This is a genomic window from Amycolatopsis melonis, assembly GCF_040064235.1.
In the GTDB taxonomy this organism is placed as follows: domain Bacteria; phylum Actinomycetota; class Actinomycetes; order Mycobacteriales; family Pseudonocardiaceae; genus Amycolatopsis; species Amycolatopsis melonis.
Genome location: NZ_JBDZYD010000012.1, coordinates 1 through 16601, shown reverse-complemented (window position 1 = coordinate 16601; position 16601 = coordinate 1). Strand labels below are relative to the sequence as shown.

The following is a 16601-nucleotide window of genomic DNA, read 5'->3' as shown; positions in this document are numbered from 1 at the left end:
GAACGCCGCCGCTCACCCGATAGCGGCTCTCCCGGCCGGGACGACGCCGGTCACGGCGTGTAGAGGGCGCCGAGGAACTCCAGCAGCAGCCGTTCCCGCAACGGCGGTGGTGCCGTGGCCAGGAGCGCGTTGACCGGGGCCATCCGGTCCGGCAGGCCCGCGCCGGAACCCAGGCCCGCCGCCGCGAGGAGGCCCGCGAACTGCTCCGGGGTCAGCGTGGCCGGATCGAGGGCCGCCACGAACTCCGCCACCGCCGGATCCACCGTCACCGGGCCCGCGGCACGCGCGGCGGCCACCGACGCCGCCAGGTCCGCCAGGAACTCCGGCTCGCTGCCGTGGTTGGCCGCCGTCACCGTCAGGTGCAGGTTCACCGGGGACGCGCCGGAGGCGAACTGCGGCTGGACGTACCAGCCGCGGGCCTTCATCTCGTCGGCCACCGTGAACAGGTCGAAGCCGTCGTCGCCGGTGAACGCCAGCAGGGTCGACACCGGGTCGCCGAGCACGCGCAGCCCCTCGATCTCCCCGATGCCCTCACGGATCCGGGCCACCGCCTCCCGCGTCACCGAAGCCAGCTGCAGGTAGCCGTCCTCGCCGAGGTGCTCGACCACCGCCCACGCCGCCGCGAGCGGGCCGCCCGAGCGGGTGCTCTGGATCGTCGTGTTCAGCATCGTGTAGCCCGGCCACGACGCGCTCGCGAAGTAGTGGGAACGCCGCAGCTCGGCGGAAGCGTGCAGCAGCACCGACGTGCCCTTCGGGCAGTACGCGTACTTGTGCAGGTCCACCGAAATGCTCGTCACGCCCGGGACGCGGAAGCCGAACGGCGGGATGTCGGCGCCGAGGCGCGCGAAGTACGGCAGCACCCAGCCGCCGATGCACGCGTCGACGTGCATCCGGACACCGCGGGCGGCCGCCGCGGCCGCGATCTCCGTGATCGGGTCGAGCACGCCGTGCGCGTACGACGGCGCGCTCGCCACCACCAGGACCGTCGAGTCGTCGATGGCTGCGGCCATCGCCGCCGGGTCCGCGCGGAAGGTCACCGGGTCGACCGGGACGTCGATCCGGCGCAGCCCGAACAGGTGCGCCGCCTTGTGGAACGCCGCGTGCGCGGTCGTGGGCAGCACGATCGACGGCGACGGCCGGTCCTCACGCGCGGCAAGCACCGCCAGCAGGCACGACTCGGTGCCGCCCGAGGTCACCGACCCGACCACACCCGGGACGTCGCCGAGCAGCCGGGCCGCCGCCCGGACGAGGTCGTTCTCCATCCGCAGCAGGCTGGGGAAGGCCGTCGGGTCGAGGCCGTTCGCCGACGAGGCCAGCGCGTGCGCCGCCGCGCCGAGGGAGTCCACTTCGGACAGACCGCTGTCGTACACGTACGCCAGCGTGCGTCCGCCGTGCGTCGGCAGGTCGCCCGCGCGCAGCGCGCGCAGTTCCGCGAGGACGTCCTCGGGCGGCTTCACGGACGCGGCTCCAGTACCTGGCGCCGCAGCAGGGGCAGGGCCAGTCCGATGAGGACACCGGGGACGACCGAGGCCCCGAAGAGGATCGCCAGGATCGCGCTGTGCGGCTGGTCGGCCGTCGCGTCCGTGCTCGACACGTACCCGCCGAAGGCGAGGATGAGCGCCCACAGGCCGCCGCCGAAGGCCAGGCCGAGCGTCTCCCCCGCGGTCCACACGCCCGCGGCGATCCCGGCCCTGGTCTCGCCGGTGCGTTCCTCCTCGGCGGTGATCAGGTCGGGCAGGATCGCCAGCGGGAACACCGAAATCCCGGCGTAGCCGACGCCGCACAGCGCCACGAAGACGAACGACGCCGCCAGCGGCAGCTCGCGGGCGAAGACCAGGCCGAGCAGCCCCACCGCGAACGCCGTGGTGGCCATGCGGAAGCCGTTGAGCTTGCCCACCCGGTCGCCCAGGCGCGGCCACAGCGGCATGGTGACCAGCGCCGGGCCGACGAAGATGACGAACAGGATCGTGCCGAGGCGCTCGTCGCCGAGGATGCGCTGGGCGAAGAACGGGATCGCGGCGAGCACCGTGCCGATGCCGAGTGCCTGGATGAAGTAGGTCCCGAGCAGCCAGCGGAACGGCCGCCAGGCGGCCAGGGTGCGCACCAGTTCCTTGAGGCTCACGGTGTTCGGCCGCAGCGAGCCGACCGGGGCGTCCTTGAGGCCGAAGTACACCAGCAGCGTCGCGGCCAGCACGATCAGCCCGATCACCACGGCCATGATCCGGTAGCCCGCGACCCCCTCGATCCCCGCCGTGATCGCGGGTGCCCCGCCACCGCAGACCAGGATCGTCACGGCCAGCACGCCGATGCGGACGCTGGTGAGCTTCGTGCGCTCGGTCGCCGACTCGGTCAGCTCGGCGGGCAGCGCGTTGAACGGCACCTGGAACAGCGCGTACGCCGTGGCGCACGCGGCGAACGTGACCGCCACGTACAGCGCGTCCGGCAGCGGGCTCCCGAAGCCGGGGTGGGCGAACATCGCCGCGAACAGGATCGCCACGCCGATGCCGCCGACCAGCAGGAACCGCCGCCTGCTGCCGGTCCGGATCAGGTCGGCGTCGGACAGCCGTCCGGCGACCGGGTTGAACAGCACGTCCCAGGCCTTGGGCACGAACACGATCGCCGCGGCCCAGCCCGCGGGCACCGCCATCGTGTCGGTCAGGTACTTCACCAGGACGAGGCCGGGCACCGTGCCGAAGGACCCGGTGACGAACGAGCCGAGCGAATAGCGGAACCTCGTCCGGCCGGACAGCGTCGCCAACAGGGCCTCCTCGCCAGTGCGGACCGGGTGCGGGACGGCAGTGCCCGTCCCGCACCCGGTGGTGTCGAGGGGAATCGTGCCATCGAGGTGACGGCGGCCACGGAGCGGCCCGTCAGCCGAGCGCGCGGGCGATCTTCTCCAGCGACGCGGCGTCACCGCGCAGCAGCAGCTGGGTGACCACGGTCTCCTCCCAGGCCTGCAGCTCGTCGCGGATCTTCTCCGGCGGTCCGATCAGCGAGGTGTCCTCCACCAGCGACGTCGGGATCGCGGCCGTGGCCTCCTCCTTGCGGCCGGCCAGGAACAGCTCCTGCACCTTGTCGGCGACGTCCTCGTAGCCGAGCCGGGCGAAGACGTCGTGGTGGAAGTTGACGCTCTTGGCGCCCATCCCGCCGATGTACAGCGCGAGCGACGGCTTGATCCAGCTCGCCGCCTCCTCGACGTCGTCGTGCACGATCACCGGCAGCGAGCACGGCACCTCGAAGGTCTCCAGGGTGTGCCTGGCGCCGGGGCGGGCGAAGCCCTCTTCGAGCGCGGCCTTGTAGAAGCCGTTGCTCTTGGGCGAGAAGAACAGCGGCAGCCAGCCGTCGCCGATCTCCGCGGCCAGTGCGACGTTCTTCGGGCCCTCCGCGGCCAGGAAGATCGGGATCTCCTTGCGCAGCGGGTGCACGGTGGGCTTGAGCGGCTTGCCGAGCCCGGTGCCGCCCTTGAACGGCAGCTGGAAGTGGTCGCCGTCGAGGGTCACCGGCGCCTCGCGGGCGATCACCTGCCGGACGATGTCGACGTACTCCCGCGTCCGGGCCAGTGGCTTCGGGTACGGCTGGCCGTACCAGCCCTCGACGACCTGCGGGCCGGACGCGCCGAGGCCGAGCACGAACCGGCCGCCGGAGAGGTGGTCGAGGGTCAGCGCGCTCATCGCCGTCGCCGTCGGGGTCCGCGCGGCCATCTGGACGATGTTCGTGCCGAGCCGGATCCGGCTGGTCGACGAGCCGTACCAGGCCAGCGGGGTGAAGGCGTCCGAGCCGTACGCCTCCGCCGTCCACACCGAGTCGAAGCCGAGCTCCTCGGCCTTGCGGACGGCTTCCAGCGCGCCCGGGGTCGGGCCGCTGCCCCAGTACCCGATGTGGAATCCCAGCTTCACGAAGGCCTCCTAGACGTTCGGCGCGTAGTGCTCGGGTTTGCCCCGCTCCGAAAGCGGGGGCAGGTTCCTGCGTGGAGTCTCGACCACGGGGGCGTCCGGAGCCACCTCGCCCCGCGCGCGGCGCCAGCCGGCGCGGGCCCGCGGGTGGTAGCGGCGGTCGTGCGGGACGAGCTTGAACACGGCGTTGACCAGCTTGCCGAACCGCCGGTGCCGCCGCGCGTCACGCTCGGTCCAGCGGAAGCCGAGCAGGTCGCGGACCTCGCGGTCGTAGAGGCCGATGGTCAGCCAGACGAAGTTGCGCGCGATCACCCGCTGGACCGGGCGCCACAGCGCGTCCGGCAGCCAGGGCAGGAACGGCGGCCTGCCGAGCCCGCCGATGTCGAGGACGTCGCGGGTGGCCTTGTTGTCCTCCAGGACCTCGGTGCACATGTGCTTCCAGTAGCGCTGGAAGTCCTCCCAGCTCTCCGGCACCGGCCGCATGGTCATGTCGTACATCCGCCACCACTGGACGTGCTCGTCGAACAGCTGCCGCTTCTCCGCTTCGCCGATCCCGCCCATGAAGTGGTCGGCGATGAGGATCGTGCTGACGAAGAACGTCGCGTGCGCCCAGTAGTAGGTGTCCGGGTCGAGGGCGTGGTAGCGGCGGCCCTGCGCGTCGACGCCCTTGATGCGGTTGTGGTAGCCGCGCACTTCCAGTGCCGTCCGGTGCGCGCGCGGGCCGTCGTAGACCACGCCGCCGATCGGGTAGAGCGAGCGGAACAGCCGCTGCCAGCGCTCTTCGAAGAACCGCGAGTGCTGCTCGACGCCGGCGCCGAGGCCGGGGTGCATGTTCTGCATCGACCCGGCCCACAGGCCGATGAGCAGGCCGCGCCAGTCGCCGAAGTACTTCCACGTCAGCGAGTCGGGACCCAGCGGTTCGGGTGTCATCGGCGCGCTCCTCGTCGGGTCCGGAACTGACTACGGCTGTTGTCAGGCTAGGATCTGACAACAGTTGTAGTCAACCAAGGAGCTGTGATGCCGGGCCGGACCTGGGCGGGCACGACGCTGGACGACCGGAAGGCGCAGCGGCGCGGGCAGCTGGTCGCCGCGGGCCTGGAACTGCTGGGCACCGAGGGCTCGGCCGGCACCAGCGTCCGCGCGGTGTGCCGGCACGCGAAGCTGACCGAACGCTACTTCTACGAAAGCTTCACCGACCGCGAAGAACTCGTCGCGGCGGTGTACGAGCACGTCGGCGAGCAGGCCCGGCAGGCACTCGTCGACGCCGTCCGCGACGCCCCGAGCCCGCTCCTGCGCGCGGAGAACGCCGTCCGCGCGTTCGTCGAGCTGATCGTCGACGATCCCCGCAAGGGCCGGGTCCTGCTGCTCGCGCCGCTGACCGATCCCGCGCTCACCCGGCGGGGCCTGCACCTGCTGCCGGTGTTCGCCGCGCTCGTCGGCGAGCAGCTGACCCACGGCGACGAGACCGACCGGCAGATGACCGCCATCGGGCTGGTCGGCGCGCTGAGCAACGTCTTCATCGCCTACCTCGACGGCTCGCTCAAGGTCTCCCGCGAGCGGCTCGTCGCGCACTGCGTCAAGCTCGTCCTCGGCGCCGACGACCACTGACCCACCTCCGTTCGCCTGCTGACAGTCACCCCGGCGATCGGGCACACTCAACCCATGCGTACCGCTGGGCGGAACGACGGCGCGAGCGGCGACGGGCTCGTCGCGGCCCGGCTCGCCGCGCTCCTGGAGGCGTTCCGGCCGGGCGACGAGACTCTCGGCGTCTCCGAGCTGGCCCGCCGGACCGGGCTGGCGAAGACGACCGTGCACCGGCTGGTCGGGCACCTGACCGGAACCGGCCTGCTGGAACGCGACGGCGGCGGCGCGGTCCGGCTCGGGTTGCGGCTGTTCGAAATCGGGCAGCTGGCCTCGCCGCGGCGGGGGCTCGTCGAAGCCGCCCGGCCGTACCTGGCCGACCTTCGCGAGGCGACACGCAACACCGTCCACCTCGCCATTCTCGAAGGCACCGAAGTGGTGTACCTCGACGTGCTGCGCGGCCCGGACGCACCGACCCTGCCCTCGCGCATCGGCGGCCGGTTTCCCGCCCACGCCACCGGAGTCGGCAAGGCGATCCTGGCGTTCTCTCCGGAATCCGTGGTGAACCAGGTGATCGACGCCGGATTGCCGCGGATGAGCGCGCGGACCATCACGGCTCCCGGGCTGTTGCGCCGTCAGCTCGCCCGGGTCCGCGAGGACGGGATCGCCCTGGAGCGCGAGGAATCCGGCGTCGGGGTCGTGTGTGCGGCCAGCCCGCTGCTCGACACCCGCGGCGTCGCGGTGGCGGCGGTGTCGATTTCCGGCTGGGCCAACCGGATGCGGACCGAACGGGTGGCCCCCGCCGTCCGCACGGTGGCACTCGCATTGACCCGGACACTGTCCGGATCCACTCCGGACAGTGAGAAATAATCTTGCGGGACAACGGTTTCCCGGCCACTACGCCGTCCGGCTGAGTCCCGGTGTCCCGGGCTGGACGGGCCTGCCCGACCCGCTACGATCCGTCCAATGGCGCAGCACAGCCCTTCCCGGGCCGCACACCGGTTGCTGTCGCTCGACATCCTCCTCGCGCTGCTGGCACTGGCCGGCGGCCTGCGGGTGCTCTTCCTCGCCGCGCCGGAACCGGCATGGCCCGCGGAAGCGGCGAACGTCGCCCACGCCTACGCGCTCGCCCACCTCACGTCGTTCACCGGCACGGGCGGCGCCGGGGTCAGTCCGTTCGGCTGGCTGCAGCTCTCGGCGTGGACGATGGTCACCGACGCGTCCGGCCGCTCCGCCACGGCCCTGGTGGCGGTCCGGGAGACCATGCTCGCCGCGGGCGTCGCCGGCGTCGTGCTGGTGTGGTTCCTCGGCCGCCGGCTGGGCCTGACGCGCTGGGCGGCGGCGGCCTCGGCGCTGCTGCTCGCGGCGTCGCCGCTCGCACTCGGCCTGCAGCGGCTGGTCGTCGTCGAGCATCTCGCGGCGGTCTGGGTGCTGGGTGCGCTGGTGCTGATCACCCGGCCGGACGCGCGGATCCGCCACGACGTCGTGGCCTCGGGCTGCCTGCTGGCCGCGGTGCTGACCTCGCCGCTGGCGCTGTTCTTCCTGCCGGTCGCGGGCTGGCTGCTGGTCCGCCGCGCCCCGGTCCGGGCGGCGCTGGTGGCGGTGCTGCTGAACCTCGGGCTCGGCATCGCGTTCGGCCCGGCGGCCGGCGCGCTCCGGCCGCACCTCGCGCTGCCCGGCCGTCCGTCCCTCGCCGACTGGCTCGCCCTCGATCCGGCGTGGGCGGTGCTGGCGGCCGTCGCCTTGCCCGCCGCGCTCGCTGTCACGGCGTTGCGGCCCTTCGCGGTCTCCGGGCTGCTGCTCGCGGCGACGCTGCTCGTTCCGGGCGTCCCCGCCACCGCCGTGCTCGCGCTGCTGCTGCCGGTGACGCCGTTGCTGGTAGCCGGGATCGTCCAGGCCGTCGTCCGGCAGCGCGCCCCGGCACACCGGGTGGACACGGCGCGCCCGCGCCGCGCCGGGTTCGCGGCGGCGCTCGCCGCGATCACCGTGGCCTCGTGGGGCTTCGCCTTTCCGGTGCTGCAGCCGTCGGCCGACCGGGCCGGGCCGCTCACCGGCGCGCAGGAATGGCTGCGCGCCAACGCTTCCGGCGCCCGGCTGCTCGTCGACGACGCGGCCTGGGCCGAGCTGGCACACGCGGGCTGGCCGACCGGCATGCTGACCTCCCCCGCCGCTTGCGCGGCCGGCTGCCCGTCCGCGGAGTGGGCCGTGTTCACCGGCGACCCGGCGGGCCCGGCACCCGACGGCGCTTCCGCCACGGCGGTCTTCGGCACCGGCGGCCGGCGCGTCACGGTCTGGCGCCTGGGCCTGCCCCCGGCCGACCCGGCCGTCCCCCCGGAGGCCCCGGCACGCGCCCGCGCGGGCGCGTCCCTGCTCGCGTCGGCCCGGATCACCGCGGCCCCGGACGCCGCCGCGGTCCTGCGCGAGGGCCGCGCGGACCCGCGGCTCATCGCGACACTCGCCGCGCTGGCGGCACTGCAGCCGGTCCGGATCGCGGCGTTCCCGGAGGTACCGGGCGAGGACCCGGCGGGACAGCCGCGCCGCCGCGTGCTGCTGACGGGCGAGGAAGACGCGGCAACGACGTTCTACACGGGCCAGCGCGCCCTGTTCCGGCCGTCCTCGGTGACCCGCACGGACGGCGGCGTGCTCGTCACCTACCCGCTGTTCGCCCCGCCGGGACTGCTGGGCCCGGCATCCTGAACGCCGAACCAGCGGATCTCCGGCCGGGTGGTCTGCCGCGCACGCTAGATTCCGTTCGTGGGGAAGGAAAGCGCACCTCGGCGGGTCGTCATCGCCGCATACGACCAGGTCCAGATCCTCGACGTCGCCTGCCCGAGCGGGGCGTTCGAAATCGCGAACTCGCACGGTGCCGCGCCGCCGTACCGGGTCGAGCTGGCCACCGTGTCCGGCGAAGGGGCGCGCAGCTCCGCCGGGATCGTGCTGGCCGGGGCGCGGCGGCTCGCCGCCGTCACCGGCCCGCTGGACACCCTCATGGTCGTCGGCGGCGCCGGTGCCCGCGCCGCGGTCGTCGACGAGCCGCTGCTGACCCAGATCCGGCGGCTGGCCGCGCGCAGCCGCCGGGTCGCGTCGGTGTGCACCGGCACCTTCGTGCTCGCCGCGGCCGGGCTGCTCGACGGGCGGCGGGTCACCACGCACTGGGGTTACGGCGAGCTGCTCGCGGCCGCCTTTCCCGCCGTGACCGTCGATCCCGCGCCGCTGTACCTGCGCGACGGCGACGTCTACACCTCCGCCGGCGTCACCAGCGCGCTCGACCTGACCCTCGCGCTCGTCGAAGCCGACCACGGGCCGACGCTCGCCCGCGAAGTCGCCCGCGAGCTGGTCACCTACCTGCACCGGCCCGCCGACCAGGCCCAGATCAGCATGTTCCTCGCCGCGCCGTCGCCGGGCAACGGCGTCGTGCGGGACCTGCTCGGGTACATCGCCGGGCACCTGGACGCGGACCTGAGCCCGCCCGCGCTGGCCGCCCGCGCGGGGCTGACGGCGCGGCACCTGACGCGGCTGTTCGCCACCCACGTCGGCACCACCCCGGCGCGGGCGGTGCGGGCGGTGCGCACCGAAGCCGCCGCGTACCTGGTGCGCGGCAGCGAACTGCCGCTGGCCGCCGTCGCGCGGCGGTGCGGGTTCGGCACGGCCGAGTCGCTGCGCAAGGCGTTCCTCGATCACTACGGCGTCACCGGGGACACACTTCGCAGGATGACGGACATGCCGCGCCCGGCGGCCGGCGCGCCCGGCCAGACTCCGGGGGCATGAGCGACACACAGACGACCCGCCGGACCGTGCTCACCGCGGCCGTCGCACTGGGACTTCCCGCTGCCGGCATCGGCACGGCGGCGGCCGCGGAAGGACGCCGCGGCCCGAAGATCGGCGTCCTGCTCTACGACGGGTTCAGCCTGCTCGACCCGACCGGCCCGGCGGAGGTGCTGTCCCGGCTGCCGGGCGCGACGGTCACCATGATCGGCGAACGCCGCGGCCCGGTCCGCACCGACACCGGCGCCACGGCGGTGGTCGCCGACCGCGCGGTGTCCGAAGTGGACCGTCTCGACGTGCTGCTGGTGCCCGGCGCGGGCAACCGCGGCACGGGCGCGGCAATGCAGAACCCGGTGCTGCTGGACTGGATCCGCCGCGTCGACCGCCACACGACCTGGACGACGTCGGTGTGCACCGGCGCGCTGATCCTCGGCGCCGCCGGGCTGCTGCGGGAGCGGGCCACGACCTACTGGGCCGCGGCACCCTATCTGGAGAGCACGTTCGGCGTGCGGTACGTGCCGGAGCGGTACGTCCGGGTGGGCAAGGTGATCACCGCGGCGGGGGTCTCGGCGGGCATCGACATGGCGCTGTTCCTCGCGGGCAAGCTCGCCGGGGAGGACGTCGCCCGCGCGATCCAGCTCGCCGTCGAATACGACCCTCATCCGCCGTTCGACTCGGGCAACGCCGCGACGGCGAGCCCGCAGCTCAAGGAACTGGCGCTGCGGCTGCTCGCCGAGTCCCAGCAGTAGTGCGTGAAGGCCACCTCGGCTTCCCCCGAGGTGGCCTTCACGCACTGGCCACCGGTCAGAGCGCCGCGACGTTCCGTTCCGGGTGGGACGGCCGGGGCAGGGCCGGGACGCCGGCGAGCAGGCCGCGGCGGGCCAGCTCCGGCCGGACGCCGTCGCCGAACCAGTACGCCTCCTCCAGGTGCGGGTAGCCCGACAGCACGAACTCCGTCACCCCGGCCGCGTGGTACTCCTCGATCAGGTCGGCGACCTCGGCGTGGCTGCCGACCAGCGCGGTGCCCGCGCCGCCGCGGACCAGGCCGATGCCCGCCCACAGGTGCGGGTGGATCTCCAGCCCGCGGGCACTGCCCGCGGCCTTCCCGCCGTGCAGCGCGACCATCCGCTGCTGGCCCACCGACTCGCTCGCGGCCAGCTGCGCCTGCGCCTTGGCGACCTGCTCGGGGCTGAGCGCGTCCAGCAGCTTCTGCGCCTCCGCCCACGCCTCGGCCGAGGTGTCACGCGAGATCGTGTGCAGCCGGACGCCGAACCGGAGGTCCCGGTCCCCCGCCAGTGCCCTGACCCTGCCGATCTTCTCCGCCACCTGCGCCGGCGGCTCGCCCCAGGTCAGGTAGACGTCGGCGTGCCGCGCCGCGACCGGCAGCGCGGCCGGAGACGAGCCGCCGAAGTAGATCGGCGGCAGCGGGTCCGGCACGGCGAGCGTCGTCGCGCCTTCGACGCGCAGGTGCTCGCCCGCGAAGGTGAACGGCTCGCCCGACCAGACCCCGCGCACGATCGTCAGGAACTCGTCGGTGCGCGCGTAGCGGGCGTCGTGGTCGTGCCAGTCGCCGAAGCGCCGCTGCTCCACCGCGTCGCCGCCGGTGACGACGTTGAGCAGCACCCGGCCGCCGGACAGCCGCTGGAACGTGCCCGCCATCTGGGCGGCGAGCGTCGGCGAGATGACGCCGGGGCGGAACGCGACCAGGAACTTCAGCCGCGACGTCTCGCGGATCAGCGCGGCCGTGGTGAGCCAGGCGTCCTCGCACCACGTGCCGGTCGGGGTCAGCACGGCTTCGAAGCCCTGCCGTTCGGCGGCGCGGGCGACCTGGGCCAGGTAGTCCAGGTCGGGGTCGCGCTGCGCCGCCGGGCCCGCGGACCGGTTGGCGTGGAAGCGTTCCACGATCGTGCGGCCGTCGCCGCTGGTGGGCAGGAACCAGTGCAGCCTGATGCTCATCCGTTGCTCCTCGCCTGGTCCAGGTCCGCGGCGAACCGCCGGTCGACATACGCGGCGAAGTCCACCTTCCCTGGCAGTGTTTTTTCGTCGGTGAAGGCGTCCGCGAGCTGCTGCTCGGACGCCACCACGGAGTCGTCGAGCACGACCGGCAGATCGCGCCCCGCGTCGACGGCCTTCTGCGCGACGTCGAGCTTCAGGCCGGTTTCCTTGGCCCACGCCTGCGCCCAGGCGTCGCGGTGCGTGTCGGCCCACTTCTGCGCCTTCACCACACGCACCGCGAAGTCGCGCAGGGCCGCGTTCTTGCCGGGATCGCCGAGTGCCGCGGTGCTCGCGGCCAGGAAGCCCAGGCCGTTCGACGCGCCCCGGCCGTCGGCCAGCACCCGGGCGTGGGCTTCGAGCTGGGCCTGCGCGGTGTAGGGGTCCCAGATCGCCCAGGCGTCGATCGTGTGCTGGGTGAACGCGGCGTAGGCCTCCGACGGCTGCAGGAAGCTCAGCTTGACGTCCTTGGTCGACAACCCGTTGCGGTGCAGGGTGTTCAGCAGCTGCCCGTGCGCGGAGCTGCCCTTCGCGACGCCGATCGTCTTTCCCTTCAGCGAGGCGACGTCCTGCAGCGGCGAGTCCGGCGGCACGAGGAGGGCTTCGCGCTCGACGTTGCTGCGTGACACGCTGATCACCTTGATCTTCGCCTGCGCCGCGGCCGCGAAGATCGGCGGCGTGTTGCCGACCCGGCCCGTGTCGATCGCCCCGGCGGAGGCGGCTTCCAGCAGCGGCGGCCCGGAGGTGAACGTCGCCCACTCGATCTTGTACGGCGCTCCCTGCAGGAGGTTCGCCGCGGTGAGCAGCGACTTGACGCCGCCCTTCTGGTCGCCGACCTTGAGCGTCACCTTCGCCAGGTCCGCCGCGCTCACCGGTCCTGGCACCGGGGCCTCACCGCCGGTCGCCGTCCCGCACGCGGTCACCACCAGCGCGGCCGCGACCGCCACCATTGTCTTACGCCACAACATCTTCGGTCACTCCCAGGTCGGCCAGCACGCGGCGGCGGACGTCGTCGAGGACGGCCGCTTCGCGCGGCCGGTGGGCGGCCACGATCCGGCCGCCGTCGAGTACCAGGACCCGGTCGGCCAGGCGCAGGGCCTCGTCGACGTCGTGGGTCACGAGCAGCACGCCCGGCCGGTGGCGCCGCCAGAGGTCGGCCACCAGCCGGTGCATCGCGAGCCGGGTCAGCGCGTCGAGGGCGCCGAACGGCTCGTCGAGCAGCAGCAGATCGGGTTCACGGACCAGGGCGCGGGCCAGCGAGACGCGCTGGGCCTCGCCACCGGACAGCGTGAGCGGCCAGGCGTCGGCGCGCTCGGCGAGCTGGACCTCGGCGAGCGCCTTGGCCGCCAGCGCCCGGTTGCGCGACTTCGCGACGCCGTCCTGGTGCAGGCCGAGGACGACGTTGTGCCACACCTTCCGCCACGGCAGCAGCCGCGGCTGCTGGAAGGCGACCGAGACGGTCCCGGTCACGTCCGCGTGCCCTTCGACGGCGCCGTCGAGGCCGGCCAGGACCCGCAGCAGCGTCGACTTGCCGGACCCGCTGCGGCCCAGCAGGGCGACGAACTCGCCGCGTGCCACGGTCAGGTTCAGTCCCTTGAGGACGGTCCGCTCGCCGAACCGCTTGGTGAGGTCACGGACCTCGGCTACCGGGTCCGCCACCGCAGCACCTTCCGTTCGAGCAGCCGCACCAGGGCGTCGGTGACCAGGCCGAGCACGGCGTAGAGGACGAGGCCGACGACCACGACGTCGGTGCGCAGGAACTCCCGCGCGTTGTTGATGAGGTAGCCGACGCCGGCGTCGGCGTTCACCGTCTCGCCGACGATGAGCGCGAGCCAGGCGAGGCCGAGCGACTGCCGCAGCCCGACGAGGGCCTGCGGCAGCGCGCCGGGCAGGACGACGTGCCAGAGCCGTTCGGCCCTGCTGAACCCGAGGGCACGCGAGGCTTCGGCCAGGTCCGGGTCGGCGCCGCGGATTCCCGAGTGGACGTTGAGGTAGAGCGGGAAGGCCACACCGAGGGCGACCAGCACGATCTTCGTCTCTTCGCCGATGCCGAACCACAGGATGAACAGCGGGATCAGGCCGAGGAACGGCAGCGTGCGCAGCATCTGGACGGGCGGGTCGACCAGCGCCTCGCCCCAGCGGGAGAGCCCGGAGACGATGCCGAGCAGGACACCGGCGGCGGCGCCGAGCGCGAACCCGGCACCGACGCGGCCGAGCGACACGGCGAAGGCGTTGCCGAGTTCGCCGCTGCGCGCGACTTCGACGCCGGCCTGCACGACCGTCCACGGTGAACTGAGCTTGTCCGGCGGCAGGACGCCGGTGGCACTGGCGATCTGCCAGGCGGCGACGAGCACCACCGGGCTGATCCAGCGTTTGAGATCGGGGCGCCGCACGGCCTTGCGCGGCCGGTCGGCGGAGCGGGCGCGCGGAAGCACGCCCGTGGTGGAAATCGACACGGATTTCTCCCGGGGACGGGGACGTTCGGGAAATGCGTGGCCCGACCCTCCGGTCCCCGGGAGGCGAAGTCAATCCGTGCCCACTCCGTGAACACGGCGTGTTTCAGCCCGTGGAACGGCTTGGCTCAGCCGCCGAACATGAGCTTCCATTCGTCGAGCGACCGCGGCCGGTAGACGAAGTTGGTCCGCTTCACCGCCGACAGCGCGGCCGACGGCTCGGCCGAGTACTGGTGCCCGGGATAGACGACCGGGTCACCCGGCAGGCCGGCGAGCGCCTGCAGGCTGCGGTAGATCTCCTCGACGTCGCCGCCGGGAAAGTCGGTGCGGCCGCAGCCTTCGAGGAACAGCGTGTCCCCCGAGACGAGCTTGTCCTCGACGAGGAAGCACTGGCTGCCCGGCGTGTGCCCGGGTGTGTGCAGCAGCCGGATCGGGATCGCCCCGACCTCCAGGACGTCGTCGTGGTCGTGCGCACGCAGGTCGGTGCCCGAGACACCGGTGACCCGCCGCACCCATTCGGTTTCGGCGCCGTTGACGTGGACCGGCACCTGCTCGATCGCGAGCAGCTCGGCGATGCCGGGCAGCGAGAAGCCGAGCATCTCGCCGCCGACGTGGTCGGGATGGTGGTGGGTGGCCAGCACCCCGGTCAGCCGCATCCCGTCCGCCGCGAGAACGTCCAGCAGATCCCGCACGGCATAGGCCGGGTCGACGATCACCGCGTCCCCGGTTTCCCGGTCGCCGATGAGGTAGGCGAAGTTCACCATCTGCGTGGCGACCGGGTCCCCGACGGCGAAGTCCCGCCCGGCGAGCAGCTGCCGGAAGTAGAGCCGATCAGTCATGGCCCCACTCTAGGAGGTGGCCTCCCGGCGGGCGCTCGGGTCACCCGCGGCGGTCTCGTGCGGGGTGGCCCGTGCGGGGCGGCCTGCCGGCGGGCGCTCGGGTCACCGGCGGTGGTCTCGTGCGGGGTGGCCCGTGCGGGGCGGCCTGCCGGCGGGCGCTCCGGTTACCCCGCGGCGGTCTCGTGCGGGGCGGCCCGTGCGGGGTGGCCTGCCGGCGGGCGCTCCGGTTACCCCGCGGCGGTCTCGGCGGCACCGGGCCCGTGCGGGGCGGCCCACTGGTGGGTGGTTCCCTGGTGGAGCGCCGCGTAGACGCGGTCGCGCAGGACGTTGGCCTCGTGGTCGGACAGCGTCCGGTCCAGGGGCCGGAGCACGAGCCGGACCAGGAGGTTCTTCTGGTCCGGGCGGGCACCCAGCCGGTCGCGGGCCCGCTGCGGCAGCCGCGCGCACAGCGTCTCCTGCCTGATCTCGACCGATTCCACGACACCGGCGTCGTCGCCGAGGGCGTCGCGGACCCGGTCGCCGAGGTCCTCCGCCCGGTCGTCCGCGGCGACGGCGATCGACAGGTCACGGCGCACCGGCGGCAGCGCGGACACCGGCCGGTAGGGCACGAGATCGGTGAGCTGGACGGCGACCGCCGGGTCGGGTTCGCGCAGCAGGCGGATGTCGGGGATGCCCTTGAGCAGCATCAGCATCCGGTCGAGCCCCATGCCGAGGGCGAGCCCAGACCAGGACGCGTCCAGCCCGGCCCGCGCGAGCACGGCGGGATGGGCCAGTCCGCACTCGGCGACTTCCACCCACGCGCCGTCGTGCTCGACGTCGACCTGCGCACCGTCCACTGTGTACGGATGCCGCCGCGGTTCCAGCCGCCATCGCCGTCCCTGCAGGAGGGTGGCGACCATGTCCTCGAGGTCGGCGCGCGTCAGGGTGCCGCGGGTGACGCGCCAGAGGTCGAGCTGGTGTGGTGTGCCGCTGTGCAGCCGGTCGATGCTGTCGCGCCGGTAAACGACGCCCGGGCAGACGAGCAGGACATCGCGGGCCGGGCGCGCGGCCAGTTCCCGCAGCGCGGCGGGGACCAGGGCGGTGGAGTGGCTGCGCAGGACGTGGCCGTCGTCGACGTACCGGGTGTAGCGGGCGTCGCGGGTGACGTCGGCGGGGTCGTAGCCGAGGTGGTCGTAGTTGTCGGCAACGGTGACGACCCGGTCGCCGCGGCACCACCGCACCTCGCAGCCCCACCGGGCGGCCAAGGCGGCGACGGCCCGGTCGACGACGAGCTGGAGGGCATGCGGCCCCGCACCGGGATCGGTGAGATCCCGGACGGCGAGGTCACGGGCGAGCTGGGCCGGGGTGAGGGTGGCGGGCATGACGGAACCTCCTGGGTGAACGGGCTGGTGAGAGAGTTCTCCCCCTGGCCCGGGCACCCGGCGAGGACGGCGGCCGCTGCGGAACAGCCGGCACCGCTGCTCAGGCAGCGCCGACCGCGGACGTGGCACCGGAACCCCACTGGCACCCGAGAAGGGCCAGGGGGCCGGTAAATCGGCGGTACTCCGCGACGACGGCCACGAACCCAGGATATCGCTCGGGTCATGTGATTTCTTGCGCCGCCGGTTCCGGCCGCGCTGCCGGTTCCGTCACCGCCCACCCGATCCCCGCCCCGCCGGTTCCAGCCGCCCTGCCGAGCCCATCACCCCCGTCCGATCTCCCGCGCCACCGGTTCCGGCCACCTCCGCCGGTCCCGTCACTCCACTACCTCGTTTCCCGCGCCGCCGGATTCGGCCGCGCCGCCGGTCCCATCACCCCTCACGTCCCCATCGGCCAGCTCACGCAGGGTCCAGATGTCCCGCGTGCCGCGCCGCCGGATTCGGCCGCCCTCCCGGTCCCGCCCCCACCTCGATTACCCACGCCACCGGTTCCGGCCGCCCCGCTGGTCCCATCACCCCGTCCGCCCCCTGCGCCGCCGGTTCCGTCACCCCGCCAGTCCCATCCCCCCGCCCCGCCGCTTCCGGCCGCCCGCCAGTCCCGTCACCCCCCGTCCGATCCCCCCCCGGCCCGCCGCTTCCAGCCGCCCGCCGGTCCCATCC

At 73.7% G+C, this 16601-nt stretch carries 15 protein-coding genes; 5 read left to right on the top strand and 10 right to left on the bottom strand.

The features are described from left to right. Positions 1–50: 50 nt before the first annotated feature. The 4 genes from ABJI51_RS29765 to ABJI51_RS29750 all read right to left on the bottom strand — a co-directional run bounded on the left by ABJI51_RS29765 (position 51) and on the right by ABJI51_RS29750 (position 4823). Positions 51–1457 (bottom strand): pyridoxal phosphate-dependent decarboxylase family protein, encoded by a 1407-nt coding sequence (locus ABJI51_RS29765; protein WP_348954359.1) that lies wholly within the window; start codon positions 1455–1457, stop codon positions 51–53. After that, positions 1454–2758: an MFS transporter gene (locus tag ABJI51_RS29760; protein ID WP_348954358.1), complete on the bottom strand. Its 1305-nt coding sequence runs from the start codon at positions 2756–2758 to the stop codon at positions 1454–1456. Before ABJI51_RS29760 ends, ABJI51_RS29765 begins: the two co-directional genes overlap by 4 nt. 112 nt (positions 2759–2870) lie before the next feature. Beyond that, positions 2871–3896, bottom strand: coding sequence for an LLM class F420-dependent oxidoreductase (locus ABJI51_RS29755; RefSeq protein WP_348954357.1), 1026 nt, complete (start codon positions 3894–3896; stop codon positions 2871–2873). A gap of 9 nt (positions 3897–3905) precedes the next feature. Beyond that, positions 3906–4823: an oxygenase MpaB family protein gene (locus tag ABJI51_RS29750; protein ID WP_348954356.1), complete on the bottom strand. Its 918-nt coding sequence runs from the start codon at positions 4821–4823 to the stop codon at positions 3906–3908. Positions 4824–4910: 87 nt separating this feature from the next. Between ABJI51_RS29750 and ABJI51_RS29745 the strand changes: the two genes are divergently transcribed. The 5 genes from ABJI51_RS29745 (at position 4911) to ABJI51_RS29725 (ending at position 9988) form a co-directional block, all read left to right on the top strand. Further along, positions 4911–5501, top strand: a complete 591-nt coding sequence (locus ABJI51_RS29745) for a TetR/AcrR family transcriptional regulator (protein ID WP_348954355.1) — start codon at positions 4911–4913, stop codon at positions 5499–5501. A gap of 54 nt (positions 5502–5555) precedes the next feature. Continuing rightward, positions 5556–6344: an IclR family transcriptional regulator gene (locus tag ABJI51_RS29740; protein WP_348954354.1), complete on the top strand. Its 789-nt coding sequence runs from the start codon at positions 5556–5558 to the stop codon at positions 6342–6344. 96 nt (positions 6345–6440) lie between these two features. Next, a complete protein-coding gene (locus ABJI51_RS29735) occupies positions 6441–8171 on the top strand; it encodes a glycosyl transferase (RefSeq protein WP_348954353.1) in 1731 nt (576 codons plus the stop codon). Between the two features lie 57 nt (positions 8172–8228). Then, the gene (locus tag ABJI51_RS29730) at positions 8229–9242 is read left to right on the top strand and encodes a GlxA family transcriptional regulator (protein ID WP_348954352.1); all 1014 of its coding nucleotides are present in this window, start codon (positions 8229–8231) and stop codon (positions 9240–9242) included. After that, positions 9239–9988 (top strand): DJ-1/PfpI family protein, encoded by a 750-nt coding sequence (locus ABJI51_RS29725; protein WP_348954351.1) that lies wholly within the window; start codon positions 9239–9241, stop codon positions 9986–9988. The genes ABJI51_RS29730 and ABJI51_RS29725 overlap by 4 nt, the downstream gene beginning before the upstream one ends. Before the next feature lie 55 nt (positions 9989–10043). Here ABJI51_RS29725 and ABJI51_RS29720 read toward each other — a convergent pair whose 3' ends face one another. From ABJI51_RS29720 to srmL, 6 genes are all read right to left on the bottom strand, one after another. After that, complete coding sequence (locus tag ABJI51_RS29720; RefSeq protein WP_348954350.1) at positions 10044–11195, bottom strand: LLM class flavin-dependent oxidoreductase; 1152 nt, start codon at positions 11193–11195, stop codon at positions 10044–10046. Beyond that, positions 11192–12199, bottom strand: coding sequence for an ABC transporter substrate-binding protein (locus tag ABJI51_RS29715; RefSeq protein WP_348954349.1), 1008 nt, complete (start codon positions 12197–12199; stop codon positions 11192–11194). The genes ABJI51_RS29720 and ABJI51_RS29715 overlap by 4 nt, the downstream gene beginning before the upstream one ends. Further along, complete coding sequence (locus ABJI51_RS29710; protein WP_348954348.1) at positions 12186–12890, bottom strand: ABC transporter ATP-binding protein; 705 nt, start codon at positions 12888–12890, stop codon at positions 12186–12188. The genes ABJI51_RS29715 and ABJI51_RS29710 overlap by 14 nt, the downstream gene beginning before the upstream one ends. Beyond that, the gene (locus ABJI51_RS29705; RefSeq protein ID WP_348954347.1) at positions 12875–13687 is read right to left on the bottom strand and encodes an ABC transporter permease; all 813 of its coding nucleotides are present in this window, start codon (positions 13685–13687) and stop codon (positions 12875–12877) included. The genes ABJI51_RS29710 and ABJI51_RS29705 overlap by 16 nt, the downstream gene beginning before the upstream one ends. A 125-nt stretch (positions 13688–13812) precedes the next feature. Continuing rightward, positions 13813–14523: an MBL fold metallo-hydrolase gene (locus ABJI51_RS29700; protein WP_348954346.1), complete on the bottom strand. Its 711-nt coding sequence runs from the start codon at positions 14521–14523 to the stop codon at positions 13813–13815. A 227-nt stretch (positions 14524–14750) separates the two neighbouring features. Further along, on the bottom strand, positions 14751–15884 hold the full coding sequence (gene srmL, locus ABJI51_RS29695) for a PheS-related mystery ligase SrmL (protein ID WP_348954345.1): 1134 nt from the start codon (positions 15882–15884) through the stop codon (positions 14751–14753). Positions 15885–16601 lie beyond the last annotated feature (717 nt).

Excerpts from the sequence above, each read along its gene's own strand:
- ABJI51_RS29715 (WP_348954349.1), bottom strand. The coding sequence starts at position 12,199 with ATGTTGTGGCGTAAGACAATGGTGGCGGTCGCGGCCGCGCTGGTGGTG.
- ABJI51_RS29720 (WP_348954350.1), bottom strand. The coding sequence starts at position 11,195 with ATGAGCATCAGGCTGCACTGGTTCCTGCCCACCAGCGGCGACGGCCGC.
- ABJI51_RS29745 (WP_348954355.1), top strand. The coding sequence starts at position 4,911 with ATGCCGGGCCGGACCTGGGCGGGCACGACGCTGGACGACCGGAAGGCG.
- ABJI51_RS29700 (WP_348954346.1), bottom strand. The coding sequence starts at position 14,523 with ATGACTGATCGGCTCTACTTCCGGCAGCTGCTCGCCGGGCGGGACTTC.
- srmL (WP_348954345.1), bottom strand. The coding sequence starts at position 15,884 with ATGCCCGCCACCCTCACCCCGGCCCAGCTCGCCCGTGACCTCGCCGTC.
- ABJI51_RS29750 (WP_348954356.1), bottom strand. The coding sequence starts at position 4,823 with ATGACACCCGAACCGCTGGGTCCCGACTCGCTGACGTGGAAGTACTTC.
- ABJI51_RS29740 (WP_348954354.1), top strand. The coding sequence starts at position 5,556 with ATGCGTACCGCTGGGCGGAACGACGGCGCGAGCGGCGACGGGCTCGTC.
- ABJI51_RS29735 (WP_348954353.1), top strand. The coding sequence starts at position 6,441 with ATGGCGCAGCACAGCCCTTCCCGGGCCGCACACCGGTTGCTGTCGCTC.
- ABJI51_RS29725 (WP_348954351.1), top strand. The coding sequence starts at position 9,239 with ATGAGCGACACACAGACGACCCGCCGGACCGTGCTCACCGCGGCCGTC.